Genomic DNA, 24,601 nt, shown 5'->3' with positions numbered 1-24,601 from the left:
CCAACATCATATCGGGTTTCACGCTATGGTTCAACTTTTTTACTGTCGCATTTAATTTTACAATTAACCCTAATTCTCACTAATATAAATCAGCATTTATTGTATTGTGTAACCGCCTTTAACCAGAAGTACCACATTGTTGGTTTCAGCTTTTACGCCTCTGCCGTCATCTCTGGGCACAATTAGCAGGTGATTCTGGCTTACCTTTTCTCCATTTGTAATATCCTTACCCGCTGTTACATCTGCCAGCCCACCAGTTCCACGGTCAACTACGGAGGCAATTCCGCTTCTTAAAATTATCTCTGTGCCCTTATCGCCAATTAGTAGTCGGCCCTGCTCCATATATACTATTTCAAAGCTTGCGGAACTGCCGCCGGATTTAGAATCCACATACTGCTTGAGATTGTATAATACTTTATCAACGTAGCTCTTAGTAACAATTGGATCACTTTCTGAGCCCGGTTCCGATATATCAGCATTCGCACTTACAGCAAAGAAAGCAAAAACCGCCACAGCCAATATCGTCATAAAAAGCTTCAATAGTTTACTCATACATCACACTCCTTAGACTTTTTCCGAGCCTTTTAAGTATTCGACGCAGAACTTTAATTTTCCTTGTATAAAGCTTTTTTATAATTACAGTAAAAGGTTATATCTTTCCGGTTCTGAGAATTGAAACGATCAGCCAAAGCCCCAGCAAACACGCAGTTACAAAGCCTAAAATCCCAAAAAAGGGGTAATTAAAAAGAAAAGGGCCGACATCAGCTTGTATTATGAGAGAAGAACCTATTATCAGTGATGCAACTATCATGCTAAAAACCAAACGGTTTATCATTTTATTAAGTTCCAGCAAAACTTTTTCAATGCCTTTAGTTTCTAAATCCAGCTTTATGCTGTCAGTTTTACTCCGCTTATACAAACCGCTTATAAGCTTTGGTATAAGGGTTAGAGATTTGTTGAATTCTCCTAGATTGTTTAATGCTTCTTTAAATAAATGTTCTGGGGCATATCGATCCCTTAACATCTTCTTCACAAAAGGCTTTGCTACTTCGAAGAAATTAAAATCCGGATCAAGTTCAACAACTACGCCTTCCATTGTTATAAGGCTCTTCAATAACATGGCGAAATTAGATGGCAACACGATTTTGTATTTAGCAACTATTGCCAATACTTCATTTAGGAGTTTGGATATTTTTACGTGTTTTAAGGTCTTTCCGTAATATCGTTCTATCAAATCTTCCACATCAAGCTGAATTTCCGATGGGCTTAAGTCATTGTCTAATTGACTAAGTTCTAACAATACTTTTACTATTTTTTCTGTATCCTTATTAATAACACCAATTATTAAATCTGCCAGTTTGTACTTGGTATATTTGTCTATGCGCCCCATCAAGCCAAAGTCAATAAAAGCTATTTTTCCGTCAGTCTTAATTAAAATATTGCCCGGATGAGGATCTGCATGGAAAAATCCGTGAACGAAGATTTGTTTTAATATGGCTTTAGCACTATCTTCTGCTATTTTGCTTATATCAAGGCCCAGCTCAGCTATTTTGTTTAACTGGGTGATCTTATAGCCCTGGATATACTCAATCGTAAGCACCTTCTGAGTTGTAGCTTCCCAAAAAACTTTGGGCACATATACGGTATTGTCTCCTTCAAAGTTTTGTCGAAATCTGTCGATATTGAACCCTTCTCGAGTGAAATCCAACTCTTTGTGCATCGCCTCTGCAAATTCTTCAACTTTAGCCACCAGATCATACGCACGCATTTCCGGGATATGTTTTTCAACTAGCCGGGTAAGGTTTAAGATTATTTCTAAATCTACAGTTATTATTTTTTCGATATCTGGTCGACGCACCTTAACTACTACTTCCTGGCCGTTTGTTAAAACTGCACGATGGACTTGACCAATAGACGCAGAAGCTAAAGGTGTTTCGTCAAAAGATTTAAAGACATCTGATAGATTGCACCCTAATTCCTCTTCTATCTGGCGCTTTACTGTTTCAAAACCAAAAGGTGCCACATCATCCTGAAGCCTTTTTAGCTCTTTTATATAGTTACTGGGGATAATATCAGGTCTTGTGCTTAAAACTTGTCCCAATTTTATAAAGGTGGGGCCTAATTCTTGAAGCATCATAACTACTTTTTGGGCCGTTGTCAACTTATCTTCAGATTTGGGACTTGGGCGGGCAGTTCCCACGGGTAAAATTATGCCGACTTTCTCTACGATATATCCAAACCCATATTTTATGAGTATATCTATTATCTGCTTGTATCGCTTGGCATGATGATACGTAGAGCTTAGTTGATTTATAAACAAATAAAACCCTCCCGGCTTTGATGACTATATTTTACCACATGGTAGTAAAAATATCTAATGCCGAGAGGATTCGCGCAGAAAAAGTTGCTGCCTTGAAACCAAGCTGTTCTGATCTTCACAGAGCTTTATGGCATATTGAAACACTCATGTGTAAAATTATTGCACAAGCCTCCAGGCTAATGTTGCTGCACCGATTACTCCTACATCAGGTCCAAGCGTGGCTTTTACTACTTTTAAACCTTCAACATTAGCTTTTAATGCTCTTTCTTGCATAATAGAAATCATGTGCTCATAAAACATATCCCACTGGTTTGTAATTCCACCGCCAATGGCAATGCAATTGGGATTAAAAGAATTCGCCATATTAGCCAGGCCCACTCCTAAATAAAAACCTTCCATATCAACTAACTCTTTGGCAAATTTATCCCCTTGCTTTGCAGCAGTAAAAACATGCTCCGCTTTAATATGGCCCTCCCTATCTACAATATCTTTGATTATAGTTTTTATGCCATTTTTTATGCCTTCTCGCGCAAACCTTGCCAGTGCCGTTCCTGAGGCATACGCCTCCCAACAACCTCTATTGCCACAACCGCATAGAGGTCCCTCAAAGTTTATCGTAGTATGGCCTATCTCTGCTGCATTTCCACTGGCACCTTTTAGGAGCTTACCGTTTACAACAACTCCGCCGCCAATGCCAGTACTGATAGTAATGTACATGAAATTTTTGATGCCTTTCCCCGAACCATAAATATTCTCTCCTAAGGCTGCCGCATTTGCGTCGTTTTCAATGGCTAACGGTACTTTAAATTCTTTGTAAAGTATATCTCGCAAAGGTACTTCAACCCATCCAGGGAGGTTTGGCGGATTTTTTATCAATCCCTTCTCTGAATCTAAAGGTCCTGGCACCCCTACTCCTATGGCAAGAATATCTTCTTTATTGATATTTGCTAGTCTTATTACATCATAGATACTTTCTATTATACGCCCGATTACCGCATCTGGCCCTTCATGAGCCAATGTGGATAAAGTGACTTTTTTTAATATTTCCCCGTCTTCATTCATCACACACGTAGCTATCTTGGTTCCGCCTAAGTCTAAACCGACAACAAGTTTAACCATTTAAAAACACCTCTTAAAAGTCATTTATCTTAATATTTATTCTACTTTGATTTTAAAATATCCTCTAATAATATAAAGCATGTAATCTTTCAATTTTCCGCTATTTGTATTATACTTGTATATGATGGATAAATTAACGTAGGGAGGTTTATTTAATGCCACTTGTAACGTCAAAAGACATGTTTAAAAAGGCATATGAAGGTAAGTATGCTATAGGAGCATTTAACGTCAACAATATGGAAATTATCCAAGGCATCGTAGAAGCAGCTGTGGAAGAAAAGTCTCCAATCATCTTACAGGTATCAGCCGGCGCCAGGAAATATGCTAGGCCCATCTATTTAAAGAAATTGGTGGAAGCCGCAATAGAAGATACCGATATACCCATAGTCCTTCACTTAGACCACGGTGAGAGCTTTGAAATTTGCAAAGCCTGTATAGATGACGGCTTTACATCAGTAATGATTGACGGTTCAAAATATCCCTTTGAACAAAACGTAGAGCTTACCAAAAAAGTAGTTGATTATGCCCATGAGCGTGGTGTTGTAGTAGAAGCTGAACTTGGCCGTCTCGCAGGTATTGAGGATGCTGTAAAAGTATCTGAAAAGGATGCCATCTTAACAGATCCTGACGAAGCAGTTGAATTTGTTGAGAGAACCGGCGTTGATTCTTTAGCTATTGCCATAGGGACAAGCCATGGGGCCTATAAGTTTAAAGGTGAACCAAAACTTGACTTCGAACGGTTAGAAAAGATATCCAATATGCTGCCCGGATTTCCCATAGTGCTACACGGTGCCTCTTCAGTGCCTAGAGAATTTGTAGACCTCTGCAACAAATATGGCGGGCAGATTCCTAATGCCCAGGGTGTACCTGAAGACATGCTAAGAAAGGCCGCTTCAATGGGAGTTTGTAAAATTAACATTGATACTGATTTACGCCTTGCCATGACAGCTTCAGTGAGAAAGTATATGGTTGAAAATCCATCAGAATTCGATCCAAGAAAATACCTAGGTCCTGCCAGAGAGGCTATAAAACAGATGGTAATACATAAAATACGAAATGTTTTGGGCTCAAGTGGAAAGGCATAAATCTCCCATAATCACTTGCACAAAAAACAATTTTATATTTTATTGTCTAAAGCTCGCATTCTTGTTGAAGCGAGCTTTTTGCTTGTCTAATTCTTTTAGTATTACATTAAAGGATTTGTCATATTTATATAGAACATTTATATACAATATATGGTAAGCTAAAGAATTTGAGGAGGATCAATTTTGAAAAAAGCTACTGTAATTATACTAGTATCTGTATTAATCGTTTTTGCTTTTTGGGGTTTAAAAAACTATTTTGGTGCTCCTTTGGATTTGGCAGCACCTGATGTAGAAACAAAGGAAGAGGAACAGGAATACTTACCGCCTGAGCGGAACATTTACGATATTAAGGCAATTTTTGACGGCCAAAACAAGTTTCAAGTAGAAATGAATTTTACCTACGTAAATAACACATTAGATACTCAACAGGAACTTTATTTTCACCTTTACCCTAACATGTTTTCAAGTTCAAAGCGCATCCCTTTTTTTAAGGCAGATTTTTATAGGGCCTTTCCCCAGGGCTTTAGTTTAGGCGGTTTAGCTATAAAGGAAGTAAAACAGGACGGTAAGGATGTCGCTTGGTCTATGACTCAAGAAGACCAAATCCTTCATGTTCCCTTAGGGAATCCTGTAAATTCGAAAGAAATATCAAATATCTACATGCAGTTTGAGCTTATAGTTCCAAAAGCCCGGTTTCGTTTCGGGTACCAAACCTTCGGCGATGACAAGATGACCATGTCACTTGGCAATTGGTATCCTATTTTGGCTGTATATAAAGATGGCAAATGGAGCCTTGATAACCACCAGGCTGTAGGTGACTGCACTTACAGCGATATTGCCGATTACACTGTAAGTTTTACAGTCCCCAGTGATGACTTTACTGTAGCTGCTTCAGGAGTCTTAAAAGAAAGCTATTTAAGCAGCGAAGGCTATGTGTATGTGTACTCCATTGACAAAATACGGGATTTTGCTGCTGCTATCAGTAACAATTATGAAACTGCCAGTGAAGTGATAGATGGGATTAAAATTACATCCTATTTCCACCCAGAAGACAAGCGCGGTGGCTTTATGGCCTTAAACGTGGCAAAATATGCTCTGGGAATTTTTAATGAGGCTTTTGGCAAATATCCTTATCCTGAACTTAAAATCGCTGAGGCTAACTACTACCCTGGAGGCATGGAGTTTCCTACTTTTATAATGATGGACTCTGCCAAATATAAGGAAGACAATCTCTCAAATACTTCCCTTGAGAGGTCTGCTGCCCATGAAGTTGCCCATCAGTGGTGGTACAATTTGGTGGGAAATGACCAAATAAATGAACCTTGGCTAGATGAAGGAATCACGGAGTTTTCCACTGCATACTATTTTGAAAAGCGGTATGGGGAACCTGGAAGGGAATCGTATTTTAGCAGGCAGGTAGATACTACAGTAAATTTTATAAAAAATAATCCCAGGCACATGTTAGACCCGCTTCATCTTTTTAAAAGTCACAGCGAGTACTTTGCGGAAGTCTACGTATCCGGGGTGTTGTTTTATGAAGATATGCGCAGCCGAATCGGTGAAGAAAACTTGCTTGACTTTTTTAGGTCATATTTAGAAACTTTTATGTACAAAAACGTCAGCCTAGAAGAGTTTAAAAAGTTTCTTAAGGACAAAAATTATGAAGCTCTCGATGAGAGCTTCTATAACAAGTGGTTTAATCCTTAATTATAACCGGGGTGCCCTGAGGTATGTTGTTGTACAGCCAAAGGGCATCTTCTATTGCAAGACGTATGCAGCCGTGGGAAGCTTTCTGGCCGAGCTTGGCAGCTTCCTCTTCTATAATGTTTCGATTTTCATCAAAGGGAACGCTGTGAAAAAGATAATTGTTGTTGAACCTTACCCAATAGTAAGCACCTTGTCCGTATTTGGGGCTAAAGAATGATTCTCCGCGTTCACCTATGCGGTATAACCCTTTAGGTGTAAAGTAGTTGTTGTCATCAAGACCCGATGAGCACAAAAACGTTTTGATTAAGGCATTATCTTCGTAAATATATACTTTTTGCTGACTTAAAGCAACTACAATCCCATACTTTTCATTAAGCTCAACTGTTTTTAAGAGCTTTGTGGGCACAAAACCTCTTATATCCCTCATGCTCCTGTAATCCCATGTAGAAATCTCAGAGTAGCCATTTTCGAGATTTTGTATGACATCTACATGCATAAGCTTGCCGTACACTATGCCGATACTCTTGGAATCATCTGCCGGTGATTCTTTAATGTCTACTGGTGTTATTTCACTTACATCTAAAACCGTCATGCTCCGTGGAAACACCATTTCTTCCTCCTCGCTTTCAGGCTGAGGTTTAGCACTTTCCTCATCGATGATTTCATTACTGACCGGCACCTTTTCTTCTATTATATTTATATCCTGCTCCTGTTCTCCTGCAACCAGTGGCAGTAAAGGAAAAATTAAAATTAAAACCGCTACAAACAAAACAGATTTTATGAAATTCACCAAAAACTCTCCTTGCTGTCAAATTCGGACAAATATTTTACTTTACTTAAATAATACCATACTTGTCCACATTTTTCAGCAAGTTTTAACTGGAAACCTAAAAAATTAAATAATACCCAAAAACAATATGCTTGAGATTCCTATACTTAAAAAGTTGACTAAATCATTGTTTACAAAGCTAAAGCCCCTTACCAATACATTGGGCTTGCCGTTACATTCTCTTTTTTCCGTTTCCCCTTCAAGTTCTTTTGAGTAATAAACGCCCTGCACCGTAGCACCTAAAATAGAATCGATTATTGAGCCGAAAAATCCGCCCAAAGTTACCAATTGAAAGGTCTGTATGTACTCAAAACCCAATTCCCCTACGTTTAAAAAGAAAAAACCAAAAGCTGCAAATACACCAATCAGCATGGAACCTGCTAAAGCAGAAAAAGTTCCAAAAAGACTTATTGCTCCTGAAGTGCCCTTTTCTACCCGCTTAAAGGTTCTAAGTGAAATAGGGTCTTTTTTGTTTAATATGCCTAATTCCGTTGCCCAGGTATCTGCATTGGCAGCAGCAAAAGAAATACCCAGAAAAACCAGATAAGCTGGATTTTTAGTCAAGTAATATAAAATGGAGTGAATCAGGCCAACACCGCCATTTGCAAATACCTGCATAATGTCCCTGCGGCCTGTCTTATCAAATTGAATGGCCACCTTTTTCTTTTTGTCTTTTTTAAAATGGCTAAGAAAGCTTGAAGATAGAAAAAAAACTACCATCATTAGGGAACCGAAAATGCCTGAAGTGGCATACATCAGGGTACCCATTAAAGTAGCGCCAACAGAGCCGTCTAGTGTGAGAGATTCCTTCCGATAGGCAGCATATGCGATAAAAAAACTTATGACAAATCCAATACAGGCCATATAAGCAAACAAAAATACGGGGCTGTCTTTTAAAAGAAAATAGGCAATCAAAGTAGAAAATATGGGAACTGTCAAATTATCAAAACCGAAAGGTGTAAAAGCCTCAGTTAAAGCCGACAGAACTGCAATTATAAAGCTCATTCGCAAAGTATTGACTTCAAAACCAATGAAAATTCCTAAAATTATTGCCGAGACAGCAAAAGCAAAGCAAAACATCGCAACAGAACCTTCAATGCTTTTTTCGTTACCAAAGATTTTATATTTTTTCAGTCCGAAGTTTTGTCCAACTACGGCAGCAAATCCATCACCGTAGCCCATTATTAAAGTACCAAGTAATCCCAGATGTCTTAAATCTTGTCCAAGAAAGCCACCTTTCCAAGTAAGCAAAATCAAAACAATAAGTGAAATAGGGAAATAAACGGTACCTAAATCGGAACTGTCTTTACCCCTTTCAATACTTTTTATCAAATCTTTTTTATAAGAATAATAATTTAAGAAAACGAAAATAATTGGTGGGACAAGGGCGTAGCGCATATCTTTAATTAAAAGCATAGCCACTAGCCACCAATGGGATACCCCAATATGTACAAACTTTCGAGTAAATTCTGTATTAAAACTTCCCAGTTTTCTAATTAGTTCTGAAATAACGAGCACAATTGCAACAAAAAAGATAGATATAATCACACCGGCCATATCGCCAAACACGCAAACACCCTCCTAAACGAAATAAAAACTCTTTTTCTATTCTATAAAATTTGCCCAGATATAGCAATAATCTGCTTAATACAAAGTGCTATTTAATCTATCAAATCCAAACCATATGTCATCAATATAAAAGGCTTTGCAGATTTTGTCTACAAAGCCCTTATCAATATACCTATTCCTCGGCGTGCACGTTGTCATTTATCCACTTAACCGCTTTTCTCATACGCTCCACGGTTTTTTCACGGCCCAGCAATACAATGATATGGAACAAACCAGGGCCTATTGTCCTGCCGGTGATAGCAAGTCGAGTAGGATGAATTATTTCCGCTGCTTTTAAACCTAGCTCTTCTGTAATATTCCTAAAGGTAGCTTCGGTTGTTTCGAGAGTGAAATCTCCTAACTTCTCCAGCGCATCTGCCCCTAGTGTCAAAAGTTTTGCAGCATTTTCTTTGGCGAAATGTTTTCTGACACCCTTTTCTTCATATTCCGTCACATCTTTAAAGAAAAAGGCTATGCTTTCTGCCAACTCGTCCAAGGTTTTAGATCTATCCCTTGAAATATCAACAATTTCCCTGATATAGTCAAATTTTTCTTTAGCCTCTTCTTCTGTAACAATTCCTTTTTTAATCATAAAAGGTATTGTCTCTTCCGTAACAAAATTCACGTCTAATTCTCGCATATAGTGACCATTTATCCATGTTAGTTTTTTTACATCATATATTGCTGCAGTTTTGTTTACCCGTTCTAAGGTAAACTCTTTTATGGCCTTGTCAATTTCAAAAATTTCTTCAGTGCCTTCCGGTGACCATCCAAGTAAAGTCAGGTAATTGATTATAGCCTTTGCAAGGTAACCCTGATCTTTAAACTCCTCCACCGATGTGGCGCCATGGCGCTTGCTAAGCTTGCTGCGGTCAGGTGCAAGTATCATGGGCACATGAGCAAATTTAGGTATGTCATAGCCTAAAGCTCTATATGCCTGAATCTGTTTAGGTGTGTTTGAAAGATGTTCTTCTGCGCGGATAATATGAGTAATCTTCATGGCATTGTCATCTACCACGCAGGCAAAATTGTAAGTGGGAATTCCGTTTGATTTTACAATTATAAAATCATCTAATACAGAGTTTTCAAAAACCACCTTGCCACGAATTAAGTCATCTACTTCTGTGTAACCTTCTTCAGGCATTTTAAGCCTTATGGTAGGCTTTCTGCCCTCTGCTTCAAATTTTTCCCTTTGCTCCGGTGTAAGGTTTCGACAACAGCCATCGTACTTTGGAGGCTTGCCGGCTTTCAAAGCCGCTTCTCTGCGCTGTGCAAGCTCTTCTGGAGTACAGTAACAGTAGTAAGCTTTTCCTTCAACTAAAAGCCTATCTACTTCCTTTTTGTAGAGCTCAAGTCTTTGAGACTGAAAATACGGTCCAAAATCTCCTCCTTTTTCTGGACCTTCGTCCCAGTCGATGCCCAACCACTTCAACGACCGTACTATCTGAGCTGCAGATTCTTCAGTAGATCGCTCAGTATCAGTATCTTCTATTCTTAAAACAAATGTTCCATTATTGTGTCTGGCAAAAAGCAAGTTAAAAAGGGCTGTTCGCGCACCACCGATATGAAGACTGCCCGTAGGACTTGGTGCAAATCTTACTCGAACCTTCTCTGACATCCAAAAAACACTCCTATGCTTTAAATTATGTAAATAAAACCTGAATTTAGTATAGCACTAAGAATTCTGCTTTACAAGCCAAAACTATTTTGTCCAAAAATGATTTACAAGATCATAGGCTTTCAACAATGAAATATTGTTTTTATTAGCAAGCATTTTCATATCTTCGTATTCTGGCGTGACTCTTACCACCTCATTGCCGATTTTGGCCACTTTAACTCTAATATCTCCAAAGGGCGTAGTTACCTTTTCTATTACCCTAAAAAGTTTTACGCGACCTGCCTCCAATTCTCTGACACCTAATGTTGTAGTTTCTCTCAGCAAGGTCTCTATTAAATATTGCTTTTTATCAGGTGGACAAAGACAGGTTATTTTTACCGCTGGTCTGCTCTTTTTCATTATAACAGGCGTAAAAAAAACATCTAAAGCACCTTTGTGAAAAAGCCTTTCCATGACATGATCATAGAGCTCCGGATTCATGTCGTCCACATTGGCTTCCAAAATTGCCACTTTATCATGGTCTAAACCAGCCTTATGTGTATCTTCACTTATATCGCTGGAATTTATTAAAACAGTTCTTAAGACATTTGGAGACTTTCGCTGTGCTTTGCCCAAACCGTAACCGATTTTTTCCGGAATTCCGGCAGGCATTGTGCCAAATTTTTCTACAAATGTATTTAATATCAGCGCTCCGGTAGGTGTGGTGAATTCTCCAGGTTCATCTCCCGAGTATATCGGTATGCCTTTTAAAAGTTCTAAAGCAGCCGGTGCAGGAACAGGCAATGTGCCGTGGGCACATTTTACCGTCCCATATCCTACGTTAATAGAAGACGCAAATACACGACATGGTTTTAGCATGTCCATAAGTATACATGCTCCTACTATATCTACTATTGAATCTACTGCACCTACTTCGTGAAAGTGGATTTCATAGGGAGATTTGCCGTGAATTTTGCCTTCTGCTTCTGCCAATTTGTAGAAGGCCTCTTTGCTCTTTTGTTTTACGTTTTGGGCAAGCTCGCTCTTGTCTATTATTTCATAGATTTCTTTTAAGCCTCTGTGAGGATGGTGTTCATGGGTGTTTACGGTAACATCGGTTCCTGTTATGCCGTTTTTTATGGATTTTTGGATTTTTATTTCGTAGTCTGTTAAGGGAAGTAGTCTAAGCTGTTTTAGGAATTCTTCCTGGTCTAATCCCAGGTCAATCATGGCACCTAGAAACATGTCTCCGCTTATACCGGAAAAGCAGTCCAGGTATAAAATGGTTTTTTCTGTAGATGTATTTATGATGCTCACTCCCTTTACTTGGTTATAGCCGGTTTATCAGATGGGCTACATAAGCAGCACCAAAACCGTTGTCTATGTTTACCACCGATATACCGCCGGCACAACTGTTTAACATTGATAGTAAGGCAGCGAGGCCTTTAAAGTTTGCGCCGTATCCAACGCTGGTAGGCACTGCTATGACGGGTTTGTCTACTAAGCCTCCAACTACGCTGGCAAGGGCCCCCTCCATGCCGGCAACAACAATGATGACTCTTGCCTGCTGCAATACTTTCATGTTCATAAGTAATCGATGAATTCCCGCAACTCCTACGTCATAAAGCCTTTCTACGGGATTTCCGAATAGTTCTGCCGTTACAGCAGCTTCTTCTACCACCGGTATGTCAGAGGTGCCAGCAGTTACTACTGCAATTGTGCCTTTGTTTTTTTGCACTTTTTCTCTCTGAACCGCAAAGATTCTTGCAGTATCATAGTATACTGCATCAGGTGCAATTTCCTTCACTTTGTTAAAGGTATCTAAATCTACCCGTGTACCCATTACATTGCTGCCGTTTTTGAGCATGTGTTTTGTTATTTCTACTACCTGAGATGGTGTCTTACCTTCGCAGTATATCACTTCAGGCACGCCTCGCCTTAGACTTCTATGGTTGTCTATACGAGCAAAGCCTAAGTCTTCATATGGTAAGTTTTTTAGTTGGTTTAAAACTTCATCTACTGTAACTTCTCCAGATTTTAGTTTTTCAAGCAATAGTCTTAGTCTTTCCAAGACGCCATTTCCTCCTCTTTTAACTGCTCATTCATGCTGCCAGTCCTGTATCCTGATAAATCTAAAGTTATGTATGTAAAGCCTATATTCTTAAATTTTTGTGTTATTTCATTGCGAAAGGTCTCGTCGAAAAATTTATCTATTTCCTGTGGCAAAACCTCTATTCTGGCTAGGTCCCCATGGCTTCTCACTCGAAATTGGTAAAAACCATTTTGCCTCAAAATATCCTCAGCTTGAGATACTCTTTTTAGCTTTTCAGAAGTAATTTTTTCTCCATAGGGAAATCTTGAAAAAAGACATGCATATGAAGGCTTATTCCATGTAGGAAGGCCCATTTCTTTTGAAAGCTCCCGTATTTCATCTTTAGTCAAGCCCGCATCTTTTAACGGACTTAAAACGCCAAGTTCTCTTACGGCCCTCATACCGGGTCTAAAATCATCTTTATCGCTGAAATTAGCCCCTTCCAGCACAAAATTGTAGCCATTTTCTTTTGCAATGGCAATAAACTTGTTGAATATTTGTTTTTTGCAAAAGTAACACCTTTCTGGCGGATTGTCTGAAATATAAGGGTCATCCAGTTCGTTTAATTCTATTATAATTTGCCTTGCATTTAAAAAATTTGCCAAGCTCTGTGATTCTTCAAATTCTCTTTCAGTAATGGCTTGGGAACGAGCAGTTACTGCTAAAACGTTATCTGTGCCAAGCTCATCAATACAAACTTTCAGCAAAAATGTGCTGTCAACTCCTCCTGAAAAAGCAACAACTACCTTCTTTAATGACTTGATATTTTGCTTAAGATTAGAAAGTTTTTGTTCTAACATAGACTCACCTCAAAATAAAAAAATATGCGCTCAATGTAAAGCCTCAAATTTGTTAGATGCTTATTGCCTGTGAAAATTCTTGAACAAGCCTGTCCCTTAAGTGGCCATACCGCCTAAGGGATTTATTGTTTTGTATAGCAATTGTCAACGCTTCTTTTGTGCCAACCAACACCATCAATTTTTTGGCTCGTGTTACTGCAGTGTACAAGAGATTTCGCTGCAGCATCACGTAGTGCTGTGTTGTAATCGGCATTATTACTATTGGAAACTCACTGCCTTGGCTCTTATGCACCGATATCGCATAAGCAAGACTGAGTTCCTCCATTTCCTGAGCCTGATAAACTACTTCCCGCTCCTGCCAAGCATCAGCAAATGTTACCAAAACTCGACCTTCCTCATCAATTTTGGTAATGCGGCCTAAATCACCGTTAAACACTTCTTTTTCATAATTGTTCTTAACCTGCATGACTTTATCGCCTTCACGAAAAATATGAGAGCGAAAGTGTAGTTCTTTTTTATGGGGCTCAAGAGGATTTAGCAAAGCTTGTAAGCTTTCATTCAGATTGTATACACCAAGTAAGCCCTTTTTCATCGGTGTCAATACCTGTATATCCTCTATGGGATCAAGATTTTGATACCGGGGCAGTCGAGTTTTCACCAGGTCTAAAACCGTCTGCAAAATATCTTTTGGTAAAAGGACTTGTTCAAAAAAGAAGTCTTTATTTTTCACGTTTAGATATGGAAAATAGCCTTTGTTTATTCTGTGGGCATTTACTACAATCATGCTCTCCTTAGCCTGCCTGAATATCTCATCTAGGACAACTACCGGCAGTTGCTCACTTTCGATAATTTCCCTCAACACACTGCCGGGCCCAACTGAAGGCAGTTGATCTTTATCACCTACTAAAATTAGCCTGGCTCCCAGTCTTACCGCAGAAACCAGGTGGTACATAAGTATGATATCAACCATAGATACCTCATCTATGATAATCACATCTTCGGCTAGGGGATTATCCATGTCCTTACCAAAAGCTAAACTGCCTTCTTCATAGGCACTATATTCCAACAGTCTGTGAATGGTTTTCGCTTCCATGCCTGTAGCTTCCGCCATGCGTTTTGCTGCGCGCCCTGTAGGAGCGGCTAATGCAACTTTTAAATCATGTCCTTTAAAAAATTCCAGCAGGCTTTGTATTGTAGTTGTCTTGCCTGTTCCCGGTCCCCCTGTAATTATCAGCACACCATGTTCGGCGGCTTTTTCCAGGGCCTCCCTTTGACGTTTAGCAAGTTTTATATTGCAGCGTTCTTCAATTTTATCTATGTCTTCCTCGGAAATGTCTAAAGGTTTGTCTACCATAGCCGCCAATAAAAATAGCCTGCGAGCCACTGCATTTTCCGAGTAGTAAAAGGCAGCCAAATACACATCTTCCCTGCCCCATGCCCTATCAACTACTATGTCCTCTTTTTCTTCAAGGGCTAAAAAAGCTTGCTCCAAAGGCTCTTTTTTTACATTTAAAAGCTGTGAGGCTTTATACAACAGCTCCTCGGCAGGAAGGTAAACATGGCCTTCATCAGCTGATTTATACATGGTATATTTTAAGCCGGCACAAAGTCGCTCAATAGAGTCCCTTGCTATCCCCATACTTTGAGCAATGCGGTCAGCCGTCTTAAAGCCAATACCGTACACCTCGTCAGCTAACCGATAGGGATTTTCCTTTAAAACTTCAATAGATTTATCTTTGTAATTCTTGTATATTTTAACCCCAACACTTGGACCAATGCCATATTGCTGGAGAAACAGCATGATTTCTCGTGTTGCCTGTTGCTGGCTGAAGGATTCCATTATCATTTCGAGTTTTTTATTTCCGATGCCGGGAATCTTTAAAAGCTCCTCAGGTGAAGTAGCCAAAACTTCCAGGGATTTGTCGCCAAACAACTCTACAATCTTTTTTGCAGTTGCAGGCCCTATGCCGCGAATTACCCCAGAAGCCAAGTAATTTTCTATTTCTTTTACTGTAGCCGGCATCAGCGTCTCATAGCAGTCTACTTTAAACTGATAACCGTACTCCTTGTGCATTGTCCAAATTCCCTTAAGCTTTACAACCTCTCCAACTTCAAGGGAATGAAAGTAACCCACCACCGTTACCAAATCTTCATGGTCTTTTACCAAAAGCTTTACCACCGCAAAGCCGTTTTCTTGGTTATAATATGTAATTTTCTCAACGGTGCCCTCCAGTTCTACCATATAAAGCACCTCTAGTTGCGTTGTCTTTCGGTTTATTCTAACATTTTTTAAATATACCTGCAACTTGTACCTTTCTAAATCTTATATTTGTCGACATATATTGGATTTTAAAAATAAAGGAACTGGGGCTTTTATGTAGAATTATATTAGTTCGAGCATTATGTGGACAATCCCTACTAAACGATGTGGAGGAAATTATGAGTGCAAAATCTGCTACATATACGGCAATTTTTATCCTGTTCTTTATAATTCTCATCTCCTGTCTTTTCTTTTTTATAAACTTCTACACAGTGTCACCATTGCCAGAAGATGTGCCTGTTTTGATTATTGAAAATACAGTAATTGCTGAAGAAACACCTTTTATAATAGAGAACGATCAGGTTTTATTATCATACAATATTATAAAAGAATATCTAGATCCTTACATTTTTTGGGATGTGGCCGAAAATAAGATTACCATTACAACAGTTGATAAAACAGTGCGGCTTGCAACGGAAAGTTTAACCGCTATGATAAATAATAAACCGGTGGAAATATCTTTTCCCGCAAAAAATATAACTACACAGCCCTACATACCCATTGATTTTTTAGAGGATCTGTATGACATACAAGTCAAGGCAATCAGCGATAAAAATCGAGTAATTATCGATAAGAAACTTTCAGGCCGCAAAATGGGTACAATAACATCAAAGGAAATAACTGTGAAGCTTTCGCCTTCATGGTTTTCAGCTGCTGTAGCTAAACTAACAAAAAGCGATACCGTTACAGTATATTCTCTTGAAGATGGCTGGTTTCAGGTCAGAACTGATGAGGGTTTGATAGGCTACGTCCCTGATCAAAAACTGGAGGTTTTTGAAATGCCGACAAAACCCGTTAATGAGCCAAGGCCAAAGCGACACGTTTCCGGCCTCGGAAAGCTTAACATGGTGTGGGATTATATCCACAGAGTAACACCAGATATGAGTAGGGAAAAACCGCCAGCCGGCCTTGACATTATTTCACCCACCTGGTTCTCAATAGTTGATGGCCAGGGCACCATAGAGAGTAAGGCTGATATATCTTATGTCAAGTGGGCCCACAACAACAACTTGGCTGTTTGGGCACTGATTAACAACAATTTTGACCCGGATATCACCCATGAATTTTTATCTAGTTCAGAAACGCGGGACAAAATCATTCGACAGATTTTGATGTATGCAGAACTATTTCAACTGGACGGCATAAATATAGATTTTGAAAATGTATACCTAAAAGATAAGGACCTTTTGGTCCAGTTTGTTCGTGAACTTACACCCATACTTCACGAAGCGGGAATTGCAGTCTCCATGGATGTCACAGTAAAATCTACTAGTCCCAATTGGTCAATGTGTTATGACAGAAAAGAATTGGGTAAAGTTGTAGATTATATTATTTTAATGGCTTATGATGAACATTGGGCTACAAGTCCCGTCAGCGGCTCTGTAGCCTCCATAGGCTGGGTGGAGCGGGGTATTGTGACCCTTTTAGAAGATGTGCCCGCCGAAAAGGTCATACTGGGTTTGCCTTTTTACACTCGCGAATGGGAAGAAACACCTACAGCAAACGGGAGCATTGCTGTAAAATCTCGAGCATTATCCATGTCTCAAGTAAAACAAATTCTCAAGGAAAATGACACCCGCATGAGCTGGGATGAAAAAGCAGGGCAAAATTTTGCCTATTATACAAAAGGAGATTCGGTCTTTAAAATATGGCTGGAAGATGAAAAATCTATCCAGCTAAAAACTGCCCTTGTAAAAAAATATGATTTAGCCGGAACCGCAGCCTGGCGTAAGGGCTTTGAAGAACCAGTCATATGGGAAGTGCTGTATAACGAATTAAAACTGCCGTCTAAAATTTAATTGTCCAGGTTCATATTTGGGCGAAACATCACGACTTTGTTTCGCCCTTTCTGCTTTGCGCCAAATATCATAGCTCTATCAGCTTTATTGACTAAATCTTCTACTGTTTGAGCATCAGTTGGGTATGATGCGATACCTGCACTTATTGTTATATAAATGTTTTTATTGCCGACCCTAGCCAAAGGCGTGTTTTCTATAACTCCTCTAATGCGTTCAGCTATTTTCACGGCATCAAAAGCTTGGATACCCGGCAGTATTATCAAAAACTCTTCGCCACCGTATCGACCTATTATATCCTTATCCCTTACGTTTTTCTTTAAGATACCTGCTAAATTTTTAAGTATAGTATCGCCTATAATATGGCCATACATATCATTGTATGTTTTAAAGCGGTCAACATCGATCATAATAAGGCTGAAAAATCCACCTGTCGTTTTGACACTTTCCATCTGCCTCTCAAGTTCCGAGTATAAATACGCATAGTTATAAAGCCCTGTTAGGCCGTCACATATAGCCCTTTGAGTGGTTCGGCTAAAGAGCTGTGCATTTTTCATGGCAACGGCTGCTTGACTTGCCAAAATCCACAACAATGTCAGATGTTTTTGGCGATAGACATTATTTTTCCTACAAGTGAGCACAATGCCCCCTATTAGCTCTTTATTGATTACAAAGGGCACCGCTATTAGTGACTTGGCATTAGGAGGGCAAATGGACATCTCTCTAAGTTTTGGGTATTTGTGGCAATTGTTGATAATTTGTCCTTTTGTAAAAAAACTAAATCCAGCTACTTCTTGGCCCGGTTTTAGCTTTAACTTGTTAAAATATTCATCAGAATAACCTTCATAAATGGCTGGAACCAACCAGCCATTTTGATAAACATAAAGACATGCAGAATCCCAGGGAGCAATGTTTTGGATAGAGTCAAGTACAATATCCATTACCTTTTCTACATCTAAAATTGATGTAATGGTAACTGACATATTATATAAGGCTGCTAATTCACGGTTGGTGTTGTTTACATTAAGATATAAGATATATATATAAACTACAGCAATATAAACAGAAAGAACTAATAGAGTTTGCAGAAAGCCGTCATTTCTGTACATAATAACTGCTGTCACGCCAAAGGGCACCGACAACAGGTAAGAAGGAAAATTCTGTGCCAAAAACTTATAAAAGTTTTTAAACACAGGTCTATGATATTTTAAGGCAAATAAACACTGAACCAAAAGATTATTTATCATAAAATATATTATAATAGCTGCACCTTGAAGTGTCATCTCATATAAGGGATGTCCCCAAGCGTATCTTTGCTTAGCATAAAAATAAATGCCTACAGCAGAAAAAAAGCTGATTATGTATTGCCCTACATTAAAAATTATCCTTTCTGCGGCATCATCATAGCCATTTTTGAATCTAATATAGATTTGACAGCCTAAAGTGCAAATTGCCTTCATCAATGCCGTCGGTACAACGCCAAATATAAAAATAGCCGAGTACACGAAACAAAATTCAATGTTAAAATGATCGTTGTTTACCTTTAAAGTTTGAAGCTCAGCAATTGTCATTAATAGTAGGAAGATTGTGTATTTTGCATTCAGTATTTCACCTGGCCCAAATTTTGGAATGCACAAAAATAAAAGCCCAAACCCCAAAGCCCCAATCAAATACATATATTTTTTGTACGACACCATCTATAAGCCCCCAATAGTCTAGTGTCTCTATTTAATTAATTTATATATTCTACGCAAATATAATAAATTCCTTTATCTTCAAAAAAATAAAAAAAGACCCTTCTTTCAGGGTCTAACCACGAAAGAAAGGGGGGCTTAAAAAGGACTAAGGGGTAAATCATTTTAGAAGAAATAGGGCTTTTACAAATCAGATTATACGACAAAATAGTAAAACTTGGTATACCTCGGTTGTCCTATTTTTCGTAGGATTTTAGACCTATTCCGACATTTTTTTTAAAAGCAGGATCTATTAATTTTATTACTTCTTTATAGTTTAAGGCTGTGCCGTTTACCAACAGCATAGCCGGTCCACTCGTATGCTTTAAAGCCTCTTGAGCGCATAATTGAAAAGGCAAGTCTGAAAGCAGTAGCAGTTTAAGACCCATATATTGCATAGATAACCTTTCAAGTATCTGAGGCGTTTGATCACTGGAACCACAATCAACTATCATAAGTTCCGCCGGTCTAATTTGTCTGCTGTAATAACTCTTAACAATTCCTTCTATTTCATCTTGGGCATTTTTAACAAAAATAACAGTTTCTATCCCTCGCCATTTTTCGCCATTATAATGCGACAAAAAATAGCTGCGGCAAAAATAAATAATTATAAAGACGACAACAATCATCATAATTGCAACAGGTTCAATGAACAGAAAATCATTCACCCATATCCCCCCAAATTATAAATTACATAAATATATTCAAAACTATAATATTCAGGAGGATATGTTTTTGTGACTAAACAAGTTTATTTTTAATAGCAAAAACTGCTACTTGAGTTCGATCCATCAAGCCTAGTTTGCGCAAAATACTGCTGACATGGTTTTTTACGGTTTTATCACTAATACCTAATTTTTGAGAAATCTCTCCATTACTCATGCCTTCAGCTATGTACTTGATAACCTCTTTTTCTCTAACCGTAAGGTTTTTTTTCATGCCCTGACCGGATACAGGCTGTGTTAAACGAGTGTATTCAGCAACTAGAGCCCGTGTTAAATTTGGTTGAATATAGGTTTCCCCGCGACTTGCACTTCTAACTGCTTCTATGAGACCATGAGGCTCAATATCTTTCAATATGTAGCCGGATATTCCTAATTTTATTAACTCTAAAAGATATTCTCTGTCATCGTAAACAGTCAAAATTACTATCTTTGAATCAATATTTTTATTTTTTAGTGCCTTTGTAACTTCAATACCGTTTAATTTAGGCATATTTATATCGAGGAGAAGCACATTAGGCTTTTTGTCCATGACCACCCGTATAGCTTCATCTCCATCAGAAGCTTCGCCAATTACTTCAATGTCTTCCTCCATTTCTAGAATTTTTCTTACTCCTTTTCTCATCAGCACATGATCATCAGCCAGAACAACAGTAATTTTACCCAAAACTCAATCCTCCTTTCAAACTAAAGGAACGCTAACAAAAATTTTAGTGCCATGCCCAGGCGTTGATTCAATATAAAAAGTGCCATTTATAAGGGCAATTCTCTCTCTTATTGTCATTATACCAAAGTGCTCTTCATCGCTGTTGTCAATATTTTTATATATGTTAAACCCTACACCATTATCAGCAATAATAAGGTTAATTTTTTGGTTGCCATACTCAATTTTTACAGTACAGTTCTTTGCTCTTGAGTGCTTACGCACATTGTTAAGGGCTTCCTGAATTATTCTATAAAGCGTCACCTCTATATCAGAATCAAGCCTTTTTATGTCCCCGAAAAATAGAAAGTCCGTCTTAATGCCTGTGTCTTCCTGAAATTCTTCACAGAGCCGCTTTGCGACTGCAAGTAGGCCTAAATCATCAAGAGATGATGGCCTTAAGTTAAAAATAATCTTCCTAAGTTCCTGAAGGCATGACCTCACAATGTATTTTAGTTGATAAAGCTCTTTTTTAGCTTCATTTAAATCTATTTCAAGGAGCCTTTCACAAATCTCCGTTTGAATAACTATATTTGCCAGGGTCTGAGCAGGACCGTCATGAATATCGCGCGCTACACGCCGACGCTCTTCTTCCTGGGCTTTTATCACCTGAGCCGCAAGATTGCGCTTCTCATTTATATCAGAAATATGCCCTGAAACGTCCTTAAGATCGCCCTTTAAAAAGCCTAATGCTACTCCCAATTGCATCATCAAATGTTCCGATTGTTTCAGGATATTTTGCATACTTCTTAAACTGCGCTCTAAATCGTCTCGTTTTTCTCTAAGTTGAAGTTCCTTTTGACATTCCAAGGAAAGTTGTATTTGTATGTTCTTCGTCTCTTCGTAAGCATCCTTTATATCTTTCTCTGAGTACTTTTCGAAATCTCGACTTACTACCATTAGCTTATACTTTGCAGCCTTTTCCTGCTTTCTAAGATCATCAACTTTCTCTATGGTTGCTTTAACCTGAACCTTTAAATCTTGCAGTTCTCTTTCTATGCGCTCACATTCCTGCCTTGAGTGCTCAAAAATATAAAAAATCTCTTTTTGCCCTGTTTCTATTGCATCAATAGTATGTTTTATCACTTCATTTAAATACTCGATATCCATGCGGCTCTTTCTAAGCATATAAACCCCCGCTTAAAAAGCAGGCAGCCTATTAAAGGCTGCTAGCTTGTTTTTTTAACGTTTCTGCTTTATCCACTCTTTCCCATGGCAATGCTAATTCTTCTCTTCCAAAATGGCCGTAGCAAGCTACCAATCTATAAATAGGCCTCTGTAAATCAAGATCGCGTATAATAGCACCTGGACGGAGATCAAAATTCTCTATTACAAGCTGCTCAATTTTTTCATCAGGCAGTATGCCGGTCCCAAAAGTATCAACCATTATAGAAACGGGCTTGGCCACACCAATAGCATATGCTACCTGAACCTCACACCTTGAAGCAAGACCTGCTGCAACGATATTTTTCGCTACATACCGTGCCGCATAGGCAGCCGAGCGGTCCACTTTTGTGGGATCTTTTCCAGATAAGGCTCCTCCACCATGACGACCGAATCCACCGTAAGTATCTACGATAATCTTGCGGCCTGTTACACCTGAATCGCCATGAGGACCACCTATTACAAACCTTCCTGTTGGGTTTACAAAGATCTGTGTATTCTTATCCAAAAGGTGCTCTGGTATTATCTTTTTAATAACCTCTTCTATAATACCCTCTTTTAATGTTGTTAGATTCACTGATGATTTATGTTGCGCAGAAACTACAATCTTGTCCACTCTTACTGGTTTCGAATCCTCATACTGGACTGTAACCTGAGTTTTCCCATCTGGTCTTAAAAATGGAAGCACTCGGGTTTTTCTTACTTGTGCAAGCCTTCTTGCAAGTTTATGAGCAAGGGAAATTGGCATAGGCATTAGTTCCGGTGTTTCATTTACAGCATACCCAAACATCATGCCCTGGTCACCGGCGCCAATTCTATCAACTATATCTACGTTATTAGAGACTTCTCTAACTTCATAGGCTTTGTCAACACCCATGGCAATATCCGGCGACTGTTCATTAATACTTGTTATTACAGCACAAGTATCACAATCAAAACCGAATTTAGCTCGAGTATACCCTATTTCTCTTATTGTCTCTCTGGTGACGTGGGGAATGTCTACATAACAATCAGTGGTAATCTCACCCATTACTAGCACCAGACCTGTAGTAACAGCTACTTCACATGCAACCCTGGCAGCAGGGTCCTTCGCCAAAATAGAATCCAGTATGGCATCGGCTACTTGGTCACATATTTTATCTGGATGGCCTTCAGTAACTGATTCTGAAGTAAATAGAAAATTTTTCCCCATTTTTTACCTCCTCTTTATTTACAAATTATTACATTCTCTATTATTAAAAATCGCGGGGACTTTGCCGCATGTCAAAGCCATTTTTCATATTTTTTAGGGCCGCTTTAATGCTATCTATAATCATCCTTTGTATAAAGGGGTGATTGTAGAGCGGTTTTATATCCATATTCAAATAAGCACAAAGGGTAGTTCTAGCAAGCTCCGTTTGCCCTATTTTAACTAAAAAATCAGCTGTAAGTTCAAGCATACGCTTTACTTTGTCCTCAAAAGGTTCTATGAGTTCTTCACTAAATCTGGAAAAAATATTTTCCATTTTTTGATAAGACATCTTCTTGAATAAATAACCTCTTGAGGATTTGCATTCTTCTGCAAAATCATAAACTCGAGGATGAGTTATAAACCAATCATTAAAAAAGCTGCTATTAAATAAATCAAATGTGTTCTCAAGACACTCTTTGTCTTGTTTTATGAAATCCAAATCATAATTTGTAAATTTGGGGGTATATGGCTTAGGCTCTACTTTCCAATCTTGTTCCAGTATATTTTTCCAAAAATAAAACTGATAGGGGATTGAATTCTTTTTTGTTTCATTTAAAAATAAAGCATCATTCATTAATAAAGTGGTGTACTCTAAATCGCACTGTTTAACAAACATATTTTTAGAAAAATCTTTTATGGAAGAGTTAAGTTCTATAGTAGATATATTAGAAATTCCCCAACAGTCTTTAATTCCTGTGTCAATACCCATGAGTAAATTCATAAAGCTCAGTTTCCGGTTTTTATAGGGATTTTTCCAAGCTATCCACAAAACACGGTTGCCTAAGCCATCTATGGAAGAGAGATAAACCTTTGAAGGACTTTTTAGCTTTTTCCAAGGCTCAAAAACTTCCATAGTAATACCGTTAAATTTCAATCTTTGGCACTCACGATAAGCAAGTTTTCGTCTCTCTTCATCTGAAATCTTGTTTTCTAATTTGCTTAAAACGTAAAGGGCTTTCCCCGACTTTATTTGCCCAAGGGCTTTTATAGCTTCTTGGGCCACTAACGGCTCATCTGTACAAGCTAAAATTTCAAAAAACAATATGGCCCTTTCGTCCTTTTGGGCTGCCAAATCCATTATGTAAGCCAGTTTCATTTCAACATCAAACTCTTCTAACTCTTCCAGGATGTAAGGAATTAAAAAGGGGTCTTTATCGATGTCAACCAGCATTTCTGTCAAAGAAATAGAAGCCATTTTATCAAAATCGTTCATTATTATGTCAAGAGGAAGTTCTCCAGCATCTATCCCGTAATGATTCAAAACTGCAAGTATACGCGCTTTAATTCGGTCAGACACAGTAGGCATTATTAGTATATCCAATAGTGGCTCAACTACACTATAATCATCGGCAAATTCTAATGCGTAACAAATAACTGGAGCTAACTCTTCGTCATTTTCTTTCAGTTTCGACAAGCAGATAGGCACAACCTGATCACTGATGCGAAATAACCTCTTCATTGCTTCGTCCATTTGGCCAATTGAATGGTCTTTGTTTTTCATGGACTCTAAATAATCTAAGATCTGTTTTTTATGTAAAAGTCGGTAATCGACTTTAGCGGCTTTTTCCTTAATTTTCTTCTGCATTGCCTGCTCCTTTCACTGCATTGCTCAAAAATAAGACCACTTCGTTTATTATATTATAATACATTCTTTTTCGCAATGTAACAACTGTTTTTGAAGTTGATCCTATATATATTATCAGAACTTACAAAAGCAGTAAAGACCTTTATGCTCGTATTTAATATATATTATATATAGGTTAATTGTAAAATTA

19 protein-coding genes are annotated in these 24,601 nt (G+C 38.4%); 3 read left to right on the top strand and 16 right to left on the bottom strand.

Annotated elements, in window-relative coordinates:
- Positions 1-96 precede the first annotated feature (96 nt).
- From JT739_RS01855 to JT739_RS01845, 3 genes are all read right to left on the bottom strand, one after another.
- Positions 97-552: a hypothetical protein gene (locus tag JT739_RS01855; RefSeq protein ID WP_237659386.1), complete on the bottom strand. Its 456-nt coding sequence runs from the start codon at positions 550-552 to the stop codon at positions 97-99.
- 97 nt (positions 553-649) lie between these two features.
- Entirely contained in the window at positions 650-2,320 is a 1,671-nt protein-coding gene (gene ubiB, locus JT739_RS01850; RefSeq protein ID WP_237659385.1) for a 2-polyprenylphenol 6-hydroxylase, read from the bottom strand.
- Between the two features lie 156 nt (positions 2,321-2,476).
- A complete protein-coding gene (locus tag JT739_RS01845; RefSeq protein WP_237659384.1) occupies positions 2,477-3,439 on the bottom strand; it encodes an ROK family protein in 963 nt (320 codons plus the stop codon).
- Positions 3,440-3,594: 155 nt separating this feature from the next.
- Between JT739_RS01845 and fba the strand changes: the two genes are divergently transcribed.
- Both fba and JT739_RS01835 read left to right on the top strand, forming a co-directional pair.
- Complete coding sequence (gene fba / locus JT739_RS01840; RefSeq protein ID WP_237659383.1) at positions 3,595-4,524, top strand: class II fructose-1,6-bisphosphate aldolase; 930 nt, start codon at positions 3,595-3,597, stop codon at positions 4,522-4,524.
- A gap of 183 nt (positions 4,525-4,707) precedes the next feature.
- Positions 4,708-6,231, top strand: coding sequence for a M1 family metallopeptidase (locus JT739_RS01835; RefSeq protein ID WP_237659382.1), 1,524 nt, complete (start codon positions 4,708-4,710; stop codon positions 6,229-6,231).
- Here the strand turns inward: JT739_RS01835 and JT739_RS01830 are convergent.
- From JT739_RS01830 to JT739_RS01800, 7 genes are all read right to left on the bottom strand, one after another.
- On the bottom strand, positions 6,221-7,021 hold the full coding sequence (locus JT739_RS01830; RefSeq protein ID WP_237659381.1) for a L,D-transpeptidase: 801 nt from the start codon (positions 7,019-7,021) through the stop codon (positions 6,221-6,223). The two genes, JT739_RS01835 and JT739_RS01830, sit on opposite strands and share 11 nt — an antisense overlap.
- A gap of 105 nt (positions 7,022-7,126) precedes the next feature.
- On the bottom strand, positions 7,127-8,629 hold the full coding sequence (locus JT739_RS12850; RefSeq protein WP_237659380.1) for a DUF92 domain-containing protein: 1,503 nt from the start codon (positions 8,627-8,629) through the stop codon (positions 7,127-7,129).
- A gap of 172 nt (positions 8,630-8,801) precedes the next feature.
- Complete coding sequence (gene gltX / locus JT739_RS01820) at positions 8,802-10,286, bottom strand: glutamate--tRNA ligase (RefSeq protein WP_237659379.1); 1,485 nt, start codon at positions 10,284-10,286, stop codon at positions 8,802-8,804.
- 84 nt (positions 10,287-10,370) lie between these two features.
- Positions 10,371-11,582 (bottom strand): nickel pincer cofactor biosynthesis protein LarC, encoded by a 1,212-nt coding sequence (gene larC / locus JT739_RS01815; protein ID WP_237659378.1) that lies wholly within the window; start codon positions 11,580-11,582, stop codon positions 10,371-10,373.
- A gap of 13 nt (positions 11,583-11,595) precedes the next feature.
- The gene (gene larB, locus JT739_RS01810) at positions 11,596-12,336 is read right to left on the bottom strand and encodes a nickel pincer cofactor biosynthesis protein LarB (RefSeq protein WP_237659377.1); all 741 of its coding nucleotides are present in this window, start codon (positions 12,334-12,336) and stop codon (positions 11,596-11,598) included.
- Positions 12,324-13,157, bottom strand: a complete 834-nt coding sequence (gene larE, locus JT739_RS01805) for an ATP-dependent sacrificial sulfur transferase LarE (protein ID WP_237659376.1) — start codon at positions 13,155-13,157, stop codon at positions 12,324-12,326. The genes larB and larE overlap by 13 nt, the downstream gene beginning before the upstream one ends.
- A 52-nt stretch (positions 13,158-13,209) precedes the next feature.
- Positions 13,210-15,399 (bottom strand): ATP-dependent RecD-like DNA helicase, encoded by a 2,190-nt coding sequence (locus JT739_RS01800; RefSeq protein WP_237659375.1) that lies wholly within the window; start codon positions 15,397-15,399, stop codon positions 13,210-13,212.
- Positions 15,400-15,596: 197 nt separating this feature from the next.
- Here JT739_RS01800 and JT739_RS01795 point away from each other — a divergent pair, with 197 nt between their 5' ends.
- Positions 15,597-17,276, top strand: coding sequence for a glycosyl hydrolase family 18 protein (locus JT739_RS01795; protein WP_237659374.1), 1,680 nt, complete (start codon positions 15,597-15,599; stop codon positions 17,274-17,276).
- Here JT739_RS01795 and JT739_RS01790 read toward each other — a convergent pair.
- From JT739_RS01790 to JT739_RS01765, 6 genes are all read right to left on the bottom strand, one after another.
- A complete protein-coding gene (locus tag JT739_RS01790; protein WP_237659373.1) occupies positions 17,273-18,970 on the bottom strand; it encodes a sensor domain-containing diguanylate cyclase in 1,698 nt (565 codons plus the stop codon). The genes JT739_RS01795 and JT739_RS01790 overlap by 4 nt on opposite strands.
- A 233-nt stretch (positions 18,971-19,203) precedes the next feature.
- Positions 19,204-19,674 carry a hypothetical protein gene (locus tag JT739_RS01785; protein ID WP_237659372.1) on the bottom strand — a complete coding sequence of 157 codons (471 nt, stop codon included), beginning with the start codon at positions 19,672-19,674 and terminating at the stop codon, positions 19,204-19,206.
- A gap of 73 nt (positions 19,675-19,747) precedes the next feature.
- Positions 19,748-20,395 (bottom strand): response regulator transcription factor, encoded by a 648-nt coding sequence (locus JT739_RS01780; RefSeq protein WP_237659371.1) that lies wholly within the window; start codon positions 20,393-20,395, stop codon positions 19,748-19,750.
- 15 nt (positions 20,396-20,410) lie between these two features.
- Complete coding sequence (locus JT739_RS01775) at positions 20,411-21,559, bottom strand: sensor histidine kinase (protein ID WP_237659370.1); 1,149 nt, start codon at positions 21,557-21,559, stop codon at positions 20,411-20,413.
- A gap of 31 nt (positions 21,560-21,590) precedes the next feature.
- Entirely contained in the window at positions 21,591-22,787 is a 1,197-nt protein-coding gene (gene metK, locus JT739_RS01770; RefSeq protein WP_237659369.1) for a methionine adenosyltransferase, read from the bottom strand.
- Between the two features lie 43 nt (positions 22,788-22,830).
- Positions 22,831-24,411, bottom strand: coding sequence for a HEAT repeat domain-containing protein (locus tag JT739_RS01765; protein ID WP_237659368.1), 1,581 nt, complete (start codon positions 24,409-24,411; stop codon positions 22,831-22,833).
- Positions 24,412-24,601: the final 190 nt, after the last annotated feature.

Source organism: Tepidanaerobacter sp. GT38 (assembly GCF_021991635.1).
Lineage (GTDB): Bacteria > Bacillota > Thermosediminibacteria > Thermosediminibacterales > Tepidanaerobacteraceae > DTU063.
This window is presented reverse-complemented; position numbering and strand designations above follow the sequence as displayed.

What these genes read in the sequence shown, in the direction of transcription:
- JT739_RS01855 (WP_237659386.1), bottom strand. Translation starts at nt 552, where the DNA reads ATGAGTAAACTATTGAAGCTTTTTATGACGATATTGGCTGTGGCGGTT.
- JT739_RS01845 (WP_237659384.1), bottom strand. Translation starts at nt 3,439, where the DNA reads ATGGTTAAACTTGTTGTCGGTTTAGACTTAGGCGGAACCAAGATAGCT.
- fba (WP_237659383.1), top strand. Translation starts at nt 3,595, where the DNA reads ATGCCACTTGTAACGTCAAAAGACATGTTTAAAAAGGCATATGAAGGT.
- gltX (WP_237659379.1), bottom strand. Translation starts at nt 10,286, where the DNA reads ATGTCAGAGAAGGTTCGAGTAAGATTTGCACCAAGTCCTACGGGCAGT.
- larE (WP_237659376.1), bottom strand. Translation starts at nt 13,157, where the DNA reads ATGTTAGAACAAAAACTTTCTAATCTTAAGCAAAATATCAAGTCATTA.
- JT739_RS01800 (WP_237659375.1), bottom strand. Translation starts at nt 15,399, where the DNA reads ATGGTAGAACTGGAGGGCACCGTTGAGAAAATTACATATTATAACCAA.
- JT739_RS01795 (WP_237659374.1), top strand. Translation starts at nt 15,597, where the DNA reads ATGAGTGCAAAATCTGCTACATATACGGCAATTTTTATCCTGTTCTTT.
- JT739_RS01790 (WP_237659373.1), bottom strand. Translation starts at nt 18,970, where the DNA reads ATGGTGTCGTACAAAAAATATATGTATTTGATTGGGGCTTTGGGGTTT.
- JT739_RS01775 (WP_237659370.1), bottom strand. Translation starts at nt 21,559, where the DNA reads ATGCTTAGAAAGAGCCGCATGGATATCGAGTATTTAAATGAAGTGATA.
- metK (WP_237659369.1), bottom strand. Translation starts at nt 22,787, where the DNA reads ATGGGGAAAAATTTTCTATTTACTTCAGAATCAGTTACTGAAGGCCAT.
- JT739_RS01765 (WP_237659368.1), bottom strand. Translation starts at nt 24,411, where the DNA reads ATGCAGAAGAAAATTAAGGAAAAAGCCGCTAAAGTCGATTACCGACTT.